This is a genomic window from Chitinophagaceae bacterium, assembly GCA_007695095.1.
In the GTDB taxonomy this organism is placed as follows: domain Bacteria; phylum Bacteroidota; class Bacteroidia; order Chitinophagales; family REEL01; genus REEL01.
Map to the genome: position 1 here is coordinate 1 of REEL01000157.1, position 15,391 is coordinate 15,391.

Here is a 15,391-nt window from a genome sequence, read left to right on the forward strand (position 1 = left end):
CGTCAGCAAAGTTTTCAACCGTCAGAAGGGTTATTAGGAAATTTTAACTAAATGCTTTTCATTAATTCATTAACGGAATGGAAGTGAAGGCATGAGAACTATTTATAAGAAACACTTTTCTAAAATTTATGTTAATTTTGTTAGAGAATCTTTTGTCATGGATATTACTGAGTTAAGAGAAAAATTACACAAGCATATTGAACGCATAGATGAACCGTTTTTAAAGGTTTTGCATGCGATGTTGGAAGAGTATGAAAATAGTATGTCCAAACTGTCTGAGGCTGAAAAAAAAGCTGTGGATAAAGGAATTCGTGATATTGAAAATGGCAAAACGTATGACCATGATGATGTAATGCGTCAAATGCGAGAAAAATATCCTGAATTATACCGTAGAAAATGAGAAAAATTTTTTGGTCAGAATCAGCCAAATCAGATTTTCAGTTTAATATTGAATACCTCTTATCAGAGTGGTCCGAAAAGGAAGCTCTAAATTTCGTAAAGCAAACAAGTATTATAATTGGCCACATAGAAGATATGCCTTTCATATACCCTGAAAGTGATTATAAAAATGTAAGAAAAGCTTTTGTCTTAAAACAAATTACTTTGTTTTACAGGATTAGAAATAATCATGTTGAATTGCTTCGGTTTTGGAATAATTACCAAAATCCAGAAAGTTTTAGAGAGCAGCTATAACACCATCTTTCTCAAAAATATGAATTTACTAACTGTATCTTATAGTAAACATTATCTCCTTTTCAGAAGTATGATCTAACTTAAAAGTTCTATAAACTGTATATGCCCTCACCTCCTCTTCACTATCCGTTTTGAATGGCTGTCATATTCAGTTTTGATATGAAGTACATAGATGCCTGCCGGAAAATTTTTACAATCAAAAAACCCTGAACGACTTTCATCGCTCAGGGCTTTTTTAGGGATTCGGCAATGCCAAATCTTCAATAAAAAACCTATAACTTAGTTAGGGTAGTAGTTATGCGTCGTGTGACGATTACCAATACCGTTGTTGAATCCTCCTGTTGGATATGCACCAATATCAGCACTTGGAGCCGGAATCGGGTAAGACAATGCTTTTGGTCCTATTTCTGTTAGAGAAGCAGTCGGAGTGAAAGCACTTGCATTACCTGCACCAATCAATGGGGAATTAGACTGTAACCTAAAATCCTGACCCCATACAAGGTTTAATTCATAAGGAGTGATTGCAGAGTTTTCATGAACATTTCTGTAATCAGACTGAGAAAACTGGTCAACATCATGATTCATAAACAATGGATCCTCATTATTCAGATTATCATTTACGATATGAGACTGAGGAAAATCACCACCAATTGTTCCATTTTCAGGATAAAAATTATCCGATAATGGTCCTTCATTATCATCAAATGTACCATTACCATAATAATGAGTATGACCGATGAAAGTTTTGGAATAATCTGCGTCATTAACTACACGCATACCGTAGCGGCAGTTTACAACAACATTGTTGTACCAATATCCACCTGCACCGTTCTCAACGTTCATTGAACCACCACGGCCTGGAGCAACTCTACGATAACCACCACCAACGATAGTATTATTATATACGTCTATGATTGATTGAGTTGGTAATCCTCCACCTGATCCTGTTTTAGGACCATTGGTAGCTAATCCGATAATCATGTTGTAAGCAAAAACACCTACAGTACCACTTTTTGCATTAAGAGCTTCACCCTCAACACCACCGATACCTTCAAAAGTGTTTCTCAGGATAGCAATTTTTCCACCTTCCGGACGAATAGCATCATCCAGGAAGAAACGTAGCCAGCTGTCTTCAATAATCAATACTGTACTCTCGTCTTCAGTGTAGAAACCATAGATAGTTTCACCTTCATCAAAAACGGTAGATTGTCCTCTCATACGGCCACCAAAGTATTCCATGTGGGTCCATTTGATAACAATGTTTTCAGCTCCAGCCAAACCAATGAAACCACCAATATAGCCCTGGTTCCAGTTTTGCATAGTTCTGTTGTCAGGTACAGTTGTAATCCAGTTTGGATTCTGCTCTGTTCCTAATGAGTAAAAACTGCCATAGATGATGAATGAGAAAGCCTCATTTCCGGCTTCTCCACCGGCTGTTGACTCAATTCTTACTCCTTCTTCCATTACAATTTCTCTACCTGCTTCTACAATCAGGTCACCTGTTAATTTGTAGGTTCTGCCAGAAAGTAGTGTGCCATGCATAGGGCCTGAAAGTTCAACTGTTTCAGCAGTAATTTCTACAGACTCACCGTTTCCACCACCATTTGGATCTTCCGGATCATCTTTTTTACATGCCGCAATCATTACTACGATTGCTAATAAAAAAATCTTTAAAAAATGTGTTTTGTTCATAATTGAAATTGTTTAGTGTACTTAAAATGGGTTTAAAAATTATTTTACAAATGAATAGCGCAGTCCAAAAAGGAAAGTGCGGTGAAACATATCACTTCTTGATAAAACTCTGTGGTCATCAACTTGTAAATGAGGCTCTGCATCAGCTGCAGCTTCATTAGATGCCGGAATTTCCAATTCAAAAGGCGTATTCAAAATATTATTCACTTTTACATAAGCTATCAGACCCGGAACAATGCGCTGGTCTATAGAAAAATCAAGCTGCGTAAATGCTCTTTGCCACTGGTCGTTGTCTTTATATGCAGAGATATAAGCAATTCTTCTGCCTGTGTAGGTTAATGCTAACTGAGCATCCGTTCCTGTGTTCTGATTTTTAAAGAGAAACGAAAAATTAGCTAAATGCGCTGACTGCCCTTGTAAAGGTCTCGTTTGTGGTTCAATTCTGTTTGTTAAGCTTCCCCCTTCATCTCTGAATTGGAAAATTTTGTTAGAGGTTATTTCAGATAAAGTATAGGTGTAATTCCCCCTGAATCCGAACATATTAAAATATTTTACAAAATCAATTTCAAATCCCATGTTTGTAGCTGTTCCAAAATTCTGAGGCGTCAGGAATAAGCGGTTTGATAGATCTTCTCTGCGCACAACTGCTGTTTCAATAGGATTGTCAATGCTCTTGTAAAAAGCACCTACCATAATTTGGTCTAGTGCATTCGGGAAAAATTCATATCTCAGGTCAACATTTCTGGCATAAGCATGCTTTAAATTCGGATTACCTGCTTCTCTATATTGGTCTTCTTCATAAAAGTTATAAGGAATTACTTCAAAATAACCCTGTCTGCTCATAGATTCGTAGTAAGAAGCTCTCAAATTATGAATAGGTGATATTTCGTACTTTAAATGTAAATGAGGTAATACTTCAGTATATTCAATATTCCCAATTCTGCCTTCTACAGTTGATGGTGCATTTGATACCCAGGACATATCTGTCATTTCTACACGCGCACCGGTCAATACCGAAAGGTGATCAAAAAGTGTGAAACGTGTCATGGCATAAGTACCAATTACATTTTCCGTCAATTCGTAGTTTAATGCATGAAGTGGCGAACCGTTAATCACGACATTGAACGTATTATTTGTTATGTCTCCGTCATAAGTCTGAAAAGCCGGACTTGTTCCCAATCTGTATCGGTCAAAATAATTCTCTCTTTGTTTATTTCGTACCATACCACCCACCTGAAATAGTACATTTTGACCAAATAATTCAGGGGTATAATACAAGTTTAGATAACCGGCTATATCCTGATCTGTATTTCCCATCCATCGCCGAAAAAATCCTCTGTGGTTCGTATTATCATGCACCCAGTCAGTTTGGGTAAACTCTCCGTTTTGCAATCTTCTTTCTGAAATAGTCATGAATTCAGCCATGTCGGGATCATCATAAGTTGCTCTGGAATATACTGCTGACCAATCCACAGAAAAGTTTTCACTAAGATTGTGTGTACCTTGCAGATTATTTGTGTAAATATTGCTGATTCTTTGTCTGCTTCTTACCCACTGCTCGATTCTGCCTGTGCCCGGTCCCGACCTTGCCAACTGCAATGCAGTATCAACCATAACTCGGGTTTCTTCCTCAGCTAAACGCATATATGATGAATAAAAACTGATACTACTTTCGTCACTTAGTCTATAGTCTAATTTTATGTGTGCTCCTGTTCTTTGTTGACGGGTAGATCGGTTTGCTTCTAATGCATTATTCAGCACCGGTAAGTTTGTTTCCCTGTCAGTTGATAAATGGAAAAATTTGCTTTCTGAACCTCTGACAGTGTTTTGATGCGAAACGGCTACAAGTGCTCCAAATCTTTTTCTTTCACCAAATCTTTTACCGGCAGTTAAACCGTAAATCTGATTTAAAGGAAAGCTGCTTTGCACTTCATGATTTGCAACTTCTAAAGGAAAATCGTCAATTGTACTTTGATAACCTTCTGCATTTGACATGCGTGGAGATTCCATACTGACGTTACTTCTGTCGAATGTATAAAAGTCTCTGTCAAAAAACATGGTATTAAAACCTGTTCCAACATTAAAATTTAAAATACTTTCTTCCGGCGCATCTTTCAAATGCATATCAACTACTCCTCCAATAGCATCAGCCTCCATATCGGGTGTAATTGATTTAGTAACTTCAAGACGCTCTAACATATCCGACGGAAAAAGATCCAATGGCACATAACGGTTATTATTGTCAGGACTTGGAATTTTCACACCATTTACCAAAGTGTAATTGTAACGCTTATCCATTCCGCGAACAATGGCGTGCTGACCATCTCCGGTAGCACTTCTCTCAAGTGAAATACCTGATACGCGTTGAGCCACATTGGCAACTGTCATATCAGGTGATAATTCTATAGTTCTTTGTGCAACGACATTCATCACATTCGGAGCATTTCTCTCGGTTGCACGGGCACTGGCTTCGGTATTCGCAACCCGCCTTGACACAACCTGCACACTTTCAAGCCCGACACTTGATTGCTCCATGTCGACATTTAATCTTGCATTTCCATTTAGGCTTACAGTTTGATTTTGAGTTTCATACGAAATGTAGGAAATTTGAACAGTATAGTTACCGGCAGGGATGTTTCTAATTGAAAAACTACCGTCTAAACCTGCAACTCCGTTAAAATTTGTACCAACTAAAAGGATTGTTGCCCCGGTAAGAGGCTCACCCGATGTTTTGTCTTTTATGATGCCGCTAAGGGTGTGGTTGCCTGATGCGTTAGCTGTTAAGTTGAGAAAACTAAAGATAATTAAAATGAATGTTGTTAGTAGATTGTTTCGCACGACTTATTGTTTTTTTACAAAAGTAGGTGTGAAAAAATGTAAAGTGGTTAAACTAAACTTATGTAAGTGTTAAAGTTATGTTAACTAAACGCAAAGGCTTAGCCAATCGAGATTTGAGATAGATTTAAAAAACAGAAAATCTTAAATTCTTTCATCCATTATAACTCTAAAAAAGTTGATTTTAACTGTTATTCAGAATTTAATTTTTCATTTACAATTATCAATTTTGGCTTAAAATTAAAATCCCACAGTATTATCAATTTTTAAAAAACATAGAGAAGATATTATAAAAATTTAAGTACTTTTATAATCAATCAGCTTAACACTCAACTATATGTTATTTTTGCCTAAAAAGTATATCCTGATATTTTTATTTTCAATTATTATAATTGGGATTCAGTCGTGTAAAACCAAAGAAATTGAATATCAGGAACCCGGTCCCGAGTTCTCACCCTATATCTCTGCATATACTGCAGGCACTATATCCAAAGCATCAGAGATAGTTATTCGATTCACTCAACCCTTAGTTGAAGCTGATGACATTCAAAAGCCACTTTCCGATGCTCCCTTGAAGTTCACTCCCAATATTAAAGGAGAAGCTTTCTGGAAAGATAGGCAAACCTTAGTTTTTAAGCCCGAAAATCATTTTAAGCCGGGGCAAAGATATCGTTGTGAAGTCTTTTTAAGTCGTTTGATGAATATGCCCGAAAATCTAAGCAAAATGGCTTTCACATTTGATATTTTAAATCAAAGTTTTGAAATTCAAACCAAGCCCGCAACTTATGTTGATATTACTGACTTAGGTAAGCAAAAAATTGAAGGAACTATCTTCACTGCGGATATTGAAAACACAGAAAATATTCAAAAAATACTAAGTGCAAGACAAGATAATAAGCGACTGAATATTTCATGGCAATCGGCTGACGATTTGTTAGCACATCATTTCACAATCGAAGGTATTATTCGCCATATGGAGAGTTCTTCAAAAGTTGAAATTGAATGGAATGGTAACCATATTAGTGCTGACGTAAAGGGTAAAAGAACTTTTAACATTCCTTCTTTACGTGAATTTAAAATTACAGACATTGAAGTTATAAAAGATCCGGAAACCCAGATTACAGTGACTTTTTCAGATCCGTTAAATACAAAACAAGACCTGTCAGGATTAATTCAAATAAATAATACAGATGTTCAAAACTATATGATAAGTGGTCAGCAACTGCACCTTTATCCTCAAAGAGATTTGAAAAATGAAGTAACTCTTACCTTTGACAAAGCAATACAGAATATTATTGAGATATCCTTACAGGAGAACCAACGAAGAGTTGTACGGGTAGAGCAAATAAAACCGGCTGTAAATATCAGAGAAACAGGTACCATAATGCCGGTTTCCGGCAGGATACTTTTTCCCTTTGAAGCAGTAAATCTCAAAGCTGTAGATATTGCTGTTTTTAAAATCGCTGAAAAAAACATCCCGCAATTTCTACAGGTAAATCGTTTAGGGGGTAATTATGAACTTCGAAGAACCGGAAGTCTCGTCGCTTATAAAACAGTCAGGCTCGATCAAACTGAAGGCTACAATCCAAGAATCCGGCAAGTATTTTCAGCAGATTTAACGGAATTAGTAGAGCCCGAACCCGGGGCTATATATCATGTTACGGTAATGTTCAACCCATCTTACAGCACCTATAATTGTCAGGGTAGTATTAGCAATTTTGAAACTTTCACTCCACTTGAAGACCTCCTGAAGACAAATCCGGCTGAAGCAGAAAAAAACTACTGGAGACAGGTTCGAATATGGCCGGGAAGCTGGCGTGAAAGAAATAATCCTTGTGACATTTCTTATTACAATAATAACCGATGGGCGCAGCGGAATCTATTGGCTTCTGATATTGGGATAACGGCAAAAATGGGCACTAACAATAAAATCTATGTTTTTGTAAATGATATTAACACAACTGCCCCCATAAGAAATGCCGATATAGATATTTATAACTTCCAGCAAGAGATTATAGGCCGCGGGAAAACAAGTAGTGAAGGTAAAGCAGAAATTAATTTTAACAATGAACCATATTTAGTGATTGTTTCTCATAAAGGACAAAAAAATTACCTGCGGGTAGATAACAACACTTCTCTTTCTCTAAGCCGGTTTGATGTTTCAGGGCAGGAAGTACAAGAAGGTTTGAAAGGATTTATTTATGGCGAAAGAGATGTTTGGCGACCCGGCGACACACTTTTTCTGAATTTTATTTTAGAAGGCAATTTGCCCATGAATCATCCTGTGCGTTTCAGTATTTATAACCCTCGCGGTGTTGAGCATAAAGAAATATGGAAATCCGATCCGGTAAACGGTATTTATTCCATTAATCCGGTGATTCCCCGGGATGCTGAAACCGGAAACTGGCAATTAGTGGTAAAGGCCGGCAATGCAGTCTTTAATGAGCAATTACGAATCGAAACGATCATGCCTAATCGTCTAAAATCAGAATTGAAATTCAAAGAAGATATACTCTCAAACGAAGTAATGAATCAGCTCGTTACATTGAAAGCCAACTGGTTGCATGGTGCAAGTGCTTCAGGTTTAAAGGCAGATATATACTTACGTTTCAGCACGGTAAAAACGCAATTTAGTTCCTTTCATAATTTTAGTTTTGATGACCCTTCCAGGCGATTTAATGCTGACAGGCAAAAGCTTTTTGAAGGAAATCTCAACCAATCAGGAGAGGCTGAGTTTACGCCTGAAGTTCACATAAGCCAAAATGCGCCCGGCATGCTGAGAGCTTCTTTTACCACCCGTATATTCGAAGCCGGCGGCAACTTCAGCACTGAAAGTCATTCACTTCCTTTCCATCCTTACGATCATTATGTTGGTTTAAAAGCACCCGAAGGAGATGCACGATACGGAATTTTAACAAACGACAAGTCTCATGAAGTAGAATTAGTTGCTATTGATAAAAAAGGAAACAAAGTGAATCGCGAAGTGGAAGTATCTTTATATAAAATTGAATGGCGGTGGTGGTGGGACAGTTCCGGAGATGAAATTTCTGCTTTTAATACCAATATTTATGAAAATAAAATTGCCGGTGAAAAAATATTTCTCCGAAATGGCAGCGGTAAATGGTCTTTTCAGGTTAAGCACCCTGATTGGGGACGATATCTGCTGAGAGTATGCGACAATGAAGGAGAGCATTGCAGCGGTGAAATTATTTATATCGATTGGCCCGGATGGTCTGAACGAACTGACCGGGATATGAGCGGAGCCAGTTTGCTTAACTTTTTTGTAGAAAAAGATGAATATGAACCGGGAGAAAAGATAAAAATAAATATTCCGGGTCCGGAAAACGGAAGAGCATTAGTAAGTATTGAAAATGGAAAAGAAATTTTAGATTCCTACTGGGTAAAAACTCAATCCGGGATAACTCCTTTTGAATTTACGGCTAAAGGTGATTGGGCACCAAATATTTATATACATGTACATTTATTACAGCCACATGCTCAAAGCAGAAATAATCGCCCATTGAGAATGTATGGAGTTGTTCCGGTTAATATCATAAACTCTGAAAGCATTTTAAATCCTGTAGTTACAACAAGCCCTTCTCTCAAACCGGAAGAAAATGCTGTTTTTGAAGTAAAAGAAAAAAATGGCAAACCAATGGCCTATACATTAGCAATTGTAGATGAAGGTCTCTTAAATATTACCCGCTTTCAAACTCCCGACCCCTGGAATCATTTTTACTCTAAAGAAGCATTGGGAATCAGAACCTGGGACATGTATGATGATGTGACCAATGCATTTACAGCAAATTTAAGTCGCTTACTGGCAATAGGAGGAGATATGGAAATTAAGGCCGAAGATGCCGACAAAGCCAATCGGTTTAGACCCGTTGTGAAACATTTCGGACCTTATATGCTGAATGCCGGTCAAACGGCTACTCATCAATTTCAAATGCCAAATTATATTGGCTCTGTGAGAGCAATGGTAGTTGCCGCCAATAACGGGACTTATGGCTCATCATCTATAGATGTTCCTGTTAAAAAGCCACTAATGGTATTAACCACGCTGCCAAGAGTTTTAAGCCCCAATGAAGAAGTGAATCTTACTGCTACTGTTTTTGGTATGGAAGACAATTTAGGAGAAGTAGTTGTTCGGATCGAATCCAATGATTTATTTGAAGTAATCGGTCCATCCCTTAAAACTTTAAATTTTGATAAAAAAGGCGAAAAAGTTGTTTATTTCAGGCTAAAAACAAATTCTAAAATTGGAATCGGGAAAGTAAAAACACTTGTTTCCGGTGGTAGAGAAGAGGCTTATGATGAAATAGAATTAGATATCAGAAATCCAAACCCTTATATTTCTACCATTAAAAATGTCGTTTTAAACCCGGGAGAAACCTGGAATTACACCTATTCAGCAGTTGGAATATCGGGTACGAATGAATGTTTTCTGGAACTTTCTTCAGCACCATCCATAAATTTAACTTCCAGATTAAACTATCTGACTACTTATCCTCATGGATGTCTTGAACAAACTGTATCTGCTGTGTTTCCACAACTCTTTTTATCAAGATTTACCAATTTAAATACTACTGAATCCACCCAAATCCAGCGTAATATTCAGGAAGGAATTAATAAAATCAGAAATATGCAATTGTCAAATGGTGGAATTGCTTATTGGCAGGGTCAGCCTGATGCTCATCAATGGTCAACAACCTATGCCGGTCATTTCATTATAGAAGCCGAAAAAGCCGGTTATCCTGTCCCCGGAAGCTTTAAATCTAACTGGCAGAGATGGATGAATACCAATACAAATAATTGGCAGCGTAGTGATAGAAATAGTGAAATGATACAAGCTTACCGCCTTTTTGTGTTAGCATTAAACAACACGCCAAACTGGGGTGCCATGAATCGAATGAGAAACCTCAACAACTTGTATAATGCTTCAAAGTGGTATTTAGGCGGAGCATATCACATTGCCGGGCGGGAAGATGTAGCTGCTGAATTATTACGAAATCAAAGCACTTCAATTCCTGAATACACAGAAATGTCAGGTACATTTGGCTCAACTTTAAGAGACAAGGCCATTATCTTATATGTACTTTCTATTATTGGAAATCTTGAAGAAGCAAATATTCTGGCAAGAGAAATTTCAAATGCTCTGAGTAGCTCCAAATGGATAAGCACTCAAACTACCGCTTTTTGCTTAATCGCTATGAGTGAGTTTCAAAAGCACTTTAGCCCGGATGCAAATATGGATTTCACGTATACTATTCAAAGTGAAAAATTAGCTTTCTCTGCAAGTAATGATAAAATATGGACAAAAAAATGGACTCCAAACAGTTTTCAAGAGGAAGAGCTTATTATTAAAAATGAAAGTGAAAATCCACTTTATATTCAACTGATTAAAAAAGGTCAGCCACTTACTGCTGAAACTACTTCTGCATCATCCAATTTATTAATGGAAGTTAGTTATCTGGATATTTCAGGAAATCCAATAGATATTTCGCATTTGAAACAAGGAACAGATTTTATAGCTCAGGCAAAAATCCACAATCCCGGACGCAGAGGCGACTACAAAGAAATGGCTTTGACCTGGGTATTCCCTTCGATTTGGGAAATTCATAACGAACGTCTGAGCGGAAGTATAAATTTTACAGAATCTTCATCAGCTACTTACACGGACATTAGAGATGACAGAATTTATACCTACTTTGATATTAAAGCAGGTGAAACTAAAATTTTTCATACTGTTTTAAATGCTTCTTATGCCGGGAAAGCTACTATGGCTCCGGTAAGTGTTGAAGCAATGTATAACAATAGTATCTTTTCCAGATCAGGTTCCGGTTCAACGAAAGTCTATAAGTAATTCTACCTTTTTAAATAATACAAGCATTTTTGTTATATTTACTAAATACGTTTTAATTAGATTTATTATCAATGCTTTACATTTAATTTTTAGTAATCTAAAAAGCAGAATTACAAAACTACAAAAGTACATGTCACTACATAAACATATATTAATTATTCAGGGGCCTATGAATTCTTCAGAAACACTTAAAGAATTAAATAATCTCATTCCTGACATAAAAATCAAAATCTGCAATGAAAAAAACAAAATCTTAGAGGCTCTGACTGAATTCAAATATTTGCTAGTCGCTGCTGATGAGGAATTTATGAAGTCAGATATTGAAACTTTAATTAAAAGGTGCAGTGATTTATTTCTCCCTTTAATAATCATTTCAAAAACAAAAAATAAAGAAAGTTTAAAAAGCTATATAACGGCCGGCGCCATAGATATTGCTCAAAAAGGAGATTACAGCGATTTGGCATATACTATTTTGCGGGAAGTAAGTATAAAAGAGCTGGGCAATAATTCCGGCCATAGTTTTTCATCCCGTTTATTTGAAGCAGAAGCCAGATACAACTCTTTGGCAGAAGACATTCCCGAGTTTCAATTATGTCGTTGGAAGCCTGATACTACCATAACCTATGCAAACAAATTATATGCAAGAAGTTTTAATTTAAAGCCTGAAGAAATCCTAAATAAAAAGTGGTTGCACTTAATTAAGGAAGATCGTGACCGTTTTAAAAACTATGTTGATAAATTAATCAGTATTCAAAAAATTTCAAACTCTGAGTATATTTTAGAAAACACCAAAGGTGTGAAAAGGTATTTTACCCGTATTGACGTACCGGTTTTTAATCAAAATGGGATATTAACAGAGTTTCAGTCTATTATAAGAGATATAACTGATAATAAAGTCATTGAAGAAAGACTCAGAACCCTGAATGTTTATCTGGAAGAAAAAATTGATGAGAGAACAAAAGAAATGTTTAATGCTTATAAAGACTTGGAAAGTTTCAGCTATTCGATTTCGCATGACTTGAAATCTCCAATCAGAAATATAAGCATAATGGCAAGTTTATTAGAAAAAAAGTTAAAAGAAAAGGTTTCCGAGAGCGAAGAACAGTTAATAACTGATATACATTCTTCTGCAAAAAAAATGTTAAAACTTATCGATCATTTATTAGAGTTTGGGAAATTAGGAAGCCAGAGTTTGAACCCTGTTAATTTGGAAATTAATGATTCTCTTAAAGAAATAATTAAACGTTTAAAATGCACCTATAATAATCAAATGGTTGAAGTTGACATTCAAGAAATACCTCCTATAAAAGCAGATGAAGTTTTAATCTTTCAAGTGTTTGAAAATATCCTTTCCAATGCTTTCAAGTATTCCTCAAAAAAAGAATGCAGCAAAATCAAAATTTCAGTCAATCAAGATGATGATTACTTTATTTTTAGCATAAAAGATAATGGAGTAGGCTTTGACATAAATCAACAATCAAAGGCATTTGAAGCTTTTAAAAGGCTTCACTCTAATGAAGAATTCGAGGGAGCAGGTGTCGGCTTGGCAAACTCAAAAAAAATTATAGAAAAACATCATGGAAAAATTTGGGCAAAAAGCGAAGTAGGAGAAGGTTCAACCTTTTATTTTAGTATTAGCAAAAATTTATAGAACGTGTATTAGATAAATTCAATCATAAAACTTTTTATTCACTACTCTGTTTTTTTGATGTTGAGTTTTAATCTGTTTTGTTTACATCTCATTTGAGTATTATGATATTAAATTTCAGAACGACCATTTTTTTACTGTTTTTTATTATTCCAATATCATTATTTGCTGTTGAATTTGAAAATATTGGAGAACTTAATTCGTCTCTGGAGCAATTCAATGAAAAAAGGTTAAAGATTAATGAAATAGGAATGTACACTTTGGGAGGGTGGGCTATCGGCAATTTTTTGATAAACGCCCCTCTCATGAGAAACAGTAGTGGGAGTGATTATTACTTTTATCAGGGCAATATTTTATGGAATACGGTTAATGCGGCCTTAGCCGGCTTTGGACTTTGGCAGGCACTTTCCGGAGATCCCACCGCATTTGACCTGAGCGAATCTTTACGTAGTCAAAAAAACATGGAAAATATTCTATTGTTCAATGCCGGTCTGGATCTTGGGTATATTGCTACCGGCTTTTTCCTTATGGAAAGAGCTAAAAGTGTAACCAAGAATAAAGATTTGATGAAAGGTTACGGAAAAGCATTAATCCTGCAAGGCTCGTTTCTTTTTGTGTTTGACTGGGTCTTATACCTTATACACAGAAGCAATGCAAATAACTTACTTGATGTACTTGCTGGTTTCAGGCCAACCGGTAACGGAATGGGCTATATTATGACCTTTTGAATATTACAGTCCTAATTTAAACATAGTACCGGCACATCGGAATGGAATATAAACTCATCAGCCAGTGACGAATCAAAAAGCTTTGAAATAAAATTACGCTTACGGTTATGAATTGCCAGTAAATCTGCTTTCTCTCGTTTCAAAAACTTATTAAGACCGATAAATTCATCCTTGTTAAACTCAATATGCATACTCATTCTCTCATAAGAAACATTCTTTTTTACGAACTCTTCAAATTCAGCAAGTCTGTTTTCAACTATTTTGCTGTTGGGATTGCCAATATGAACAATTTTTAACATTGCTTTTTGTTTTTTTGCAAAATTGACAACTTCCTTTATAGCCGAAATTTCAGACTCATCTAGATTAGAACCGTAAACGATCTTATTCAATCTTTTGCAAGTGCTTTCAAAAGGCACTAATAAAACCGGTGATTTAACCTTTTTAACCACTCTGGAAGTATTACTTCCAATTAAATAATCACCTAAACCACTTGCTCCTAATGTCCCCATTACAATAAGGTCAATGCCTCCTTTTTTCTCCATATTGACAATGATATCAACTAATAAACCTTCTTTGACTTCATAATCTACAGAGGCAAAGCTTCCCCTCCTTTTAAATTTGGTATCTATAGCTTCAACCACTTCCATAGTGCTGTTCTCCTGTTCAATCCAGTTATTCTTTTGAACTCTTTCTGACAATGGAACCTTGTTCCCTTCCAAAGCCGGTAAATGCACAGCATGTATAATTGTTAATTGTGCACCGTGAAAATCTGCAATCTCCGTAGCATACTGGACAGCTAGCAATGATGTTTCCGAAAAATCAATTGGACAAATTATTCTTTTCATTAGTTATTTTATTAAAATTACTTTTTCTTACTGATACAATAAAAAATTTAAACTATAATATCTATAGAAATCTTTAAATTGTAACTCTATGCCATTATATAAAAAGGCAAATCTAAACTAAAAATAACAAGGGATTATTCTTTCTTGCTAAAAAGTTTTGAAAAAAAAATGGGCTAAAATTACATTTCAAGCAATCATAAGATTGTAATCGTTTTGAAAAAAAATATACTTCACAAACATTAACGAATCATTCAGTAACATCTTTTAAGAAATAAAGTTCTTTTTTAAACTAATTGAATTAAATAGAGTTTTATTTAAAAAATGGAAACAATTCTCTGGCAGGCAGCTCAAATTATTTTTGTGTACATGTGCCTGTTCTTTCTGCTTGCACAGTTCCTGAAAGACAACAGTATCGTTGATATTGGGTGGGGCATTGGATTTTTGATTACTACTTCCCTACTGATTTTTATGCATCAGCTCATTTCAATCCCTCTATTGTTGCTATTACTTATAATCAGTATTTGGGCAGTGAGGTTGTCAACACATATTTTTGTCCGCAATAAAGGAAAAGGCGAAGATTATCGCTATGCCCAATGGCGTAAAGATTGGGGTAAATGGATTTATATCCGTGGTTTTCTGCAAGTATTTATGCTTCAAGGCTTTTTTATGTGGGTCATCCTTTTTCCTGTTTTGACAGTGATATATTCAGAAATTTCAACATTCAGTTTTTGGCATGCTGCCGGATTGCTGATTTGGATAACCGGCTTTTATTTTGAAGCTATCGGAGATTATCAGCTGCTGAAGTTTAAAAAGAATCCAGATAACAAAGGTAAAATCATGACCACAGGATTGTGGAAATATACCCGTCACCCAAATTATTTTGGAGAATGTGTGATGTGGTGGGGCATCTTTATTTATAGCATCCCCTCAGGTTATCTGCTGCTGACAATCATAAGCCCGCTGGTATTGACCTGGCTACTCCTAAAAGTTTCCGGAGTCGCCATGCTGGAAAGAAAATACAAAGGCAATCCGGCATTTGAAGCCTATGCTAAACGAACACCGGCATTTTTTCCTTGGGGGGCGG

The 15,391-nt window shown here is 36.0% G+C and carries 9 protein-coding genes; 6 read left to right on the plus strand and 3 right to left on the minus strand.

Translation table 11 applies throughout. The features are described from left to right. The first annotated feature begins 91 nt into the window (after nt 1-91). Together EA412_13295 and EA412_13300 are read left to right on the plus strand one after the other, a co-directional pair. The gene (locus EA412_13295) at nt 92-400 is read left to right on the plus strand and encodes a hypothetical protein (protein ID TVR76562.1); all 309 of its coding nucleotides are present in this window, start codon (nt 92-94) and stop codon (nt 398-400) included. Next, nucleotides 397-693, plus strand: a complete 297-nt coding sequence (locus EA412_13300) for a type II toxin-antitoxin system RelE/ParE family toxin (protein TVR76563.1) — start codon at nt 397-399, stop codon at nt 691-693. The genes EA412_13295 and EA412_13300 overlap by 4 nt, the downstream gene beginning before the upstream one ends. A gap of 279 nt (nt 694-972) precedes the next feature. Here the strand turns inward: EA412_13300 and EA412_13305 are convergent, their stop codons facing one another. Both EA412_13305 and EA412_13310 read right to left on the minus strand, forming a co-directional pair. Next, on the minus strand, nt 973-2,385 hold the full coding sequence (locus EA412_13305; protein ID TVR76564.1) for a hypothetical protein: 1,413 nt from the start codon (nt 2,383-2,385) through the stop codon (nt 973-975). A 39-nt stretch (nt 2,386-2,424) separates the two neighbouring features. Further along, on the minus strand, nt 2,425-5,223 hold the full coding sequence (locus tag EA412_13310; GenBank protein TVR76565.1) for a TonB-dependent receptor: 2,799 nt from the start codon (nt 5,221-5,223) through the stop codon (nt 2,425-2,427). A 334-nt stretch (nt 5,224-5,557) separates the two neighbouring features. On the opposite strand from EA412_13310, the gene EA412_13315 reads away from it, so the two are divergent. The 3 genes from EA412_13315 (at nt 5,558) to EA412_13325 (ending at nt 13,462) form a co-directional block, all read left to right on the plus strand. After that, nucleotides 5,558-11,086, plus strand: a complete 5,529-nt coding sequence (locus EA412_13315) for a hypothetical protein (GenBank protein TVR76566.1) — start codon at nt 5,558-5,560, stop codon at nt 11,084-11,086. A 130-nt stretch (nt 11,087-11,216) separates the two neighbouring features. Further along, nucleotides 11,217-12,737, plus strand: coding sequence for a PAS domain-containing sensor histidine kinase (locus EA412_13320; GenBank protein ID TVR76567.1), 1,521 nt, complete (start codon nt 11,217-11,219; stop codon nt 12,735-12,737). A 101-nt stretch (nt 12,738-12,838) separates the two neighbouring features. Then, nucleotides 12,839-13,462 (plus strand): hypothetical protein, encoded by a 624-nt coding sequence (locus EA412_13325; GenBank protein TVR76568.1) that lies wholly within the window; start codon nt 12,839-12,841, stop codon nt 13,460-13,462. Nucleotides 13,463-13,473: 11 nt separating this feature from the next. Here EA412_13325 and EA412_13330 read toward each other — a convergent pair whose 3' ends face one another. Beyond that, nucleotides 13,474-14,307, minus strand: a complete 834-nt coding sequence (locus EA412_13330; protein TVR76569.1) for a hypothetical protein — start codon at nt 14,305-14,307, stop codon at nt 13,474-13,476. A 321-nt stretch (nt 14,308-14,628) separates the two neighbouring features. Between EA412_13330 and EA412_13335 the strand changes: the two genes are divergently transcribed. Further along, a partial coding sequence (locus EA412_13335) for a DUF1295 domain-containing protein (GenBank protein ID TVR76570.1) occupies nt 14,629-15,391 on the plus strand: 763 nt, incomplete at its 3' end.

Bases quoted from the DNA above. Each gene is read 5' to 3' on its own strand.
- EA412_13295 (TVR76562.1), top strand. From the start codon at position 92: ATGAGAACTATTTATAAGAAACACTTTTCTAAAATTTATGTTAATTTT.
- EA412_13315 (TVR76566.1), top strand. From the start codon at position 5,558: ATGTTATTTTTGCCTAAAAAGTATATCCTGATATTTTTATTTTCAATT.
- EA412_13320 (TVR76567.1), top strand. From the start codon at position 11,217: ATGTCACTACATAAACATATATTAATTATTCAGGGGCCTATGAATTCT.
- EA412_13305 (TVR76564.1), bottom strand. From the start codon at position 2,385: ATGAACAAAACACATTTTTTAAAGATTTTTTTATTAGCAATCGTAGTA.
- EA412_13330 (TVR76569.1), bottom strand. From the start codon at position 14,307: ATGAAAAGAATAATTTGTCCAATTGATTTTTCGGAAACATCATTGCTA.
- EA412_13300 (TVR76563.1), top strand. From the start codon at position 397: ATGAGAAAAATTTTTTGGTCAGAATCAGCCAAATCAGATTTTCAGTTT.
- EA412_13325 (TVR76568.1), top strand. From the start codon at position 12,839: ATGATATTAAATTTCAGAACGACCATTTTTTTACTGTTTTTTATTATT.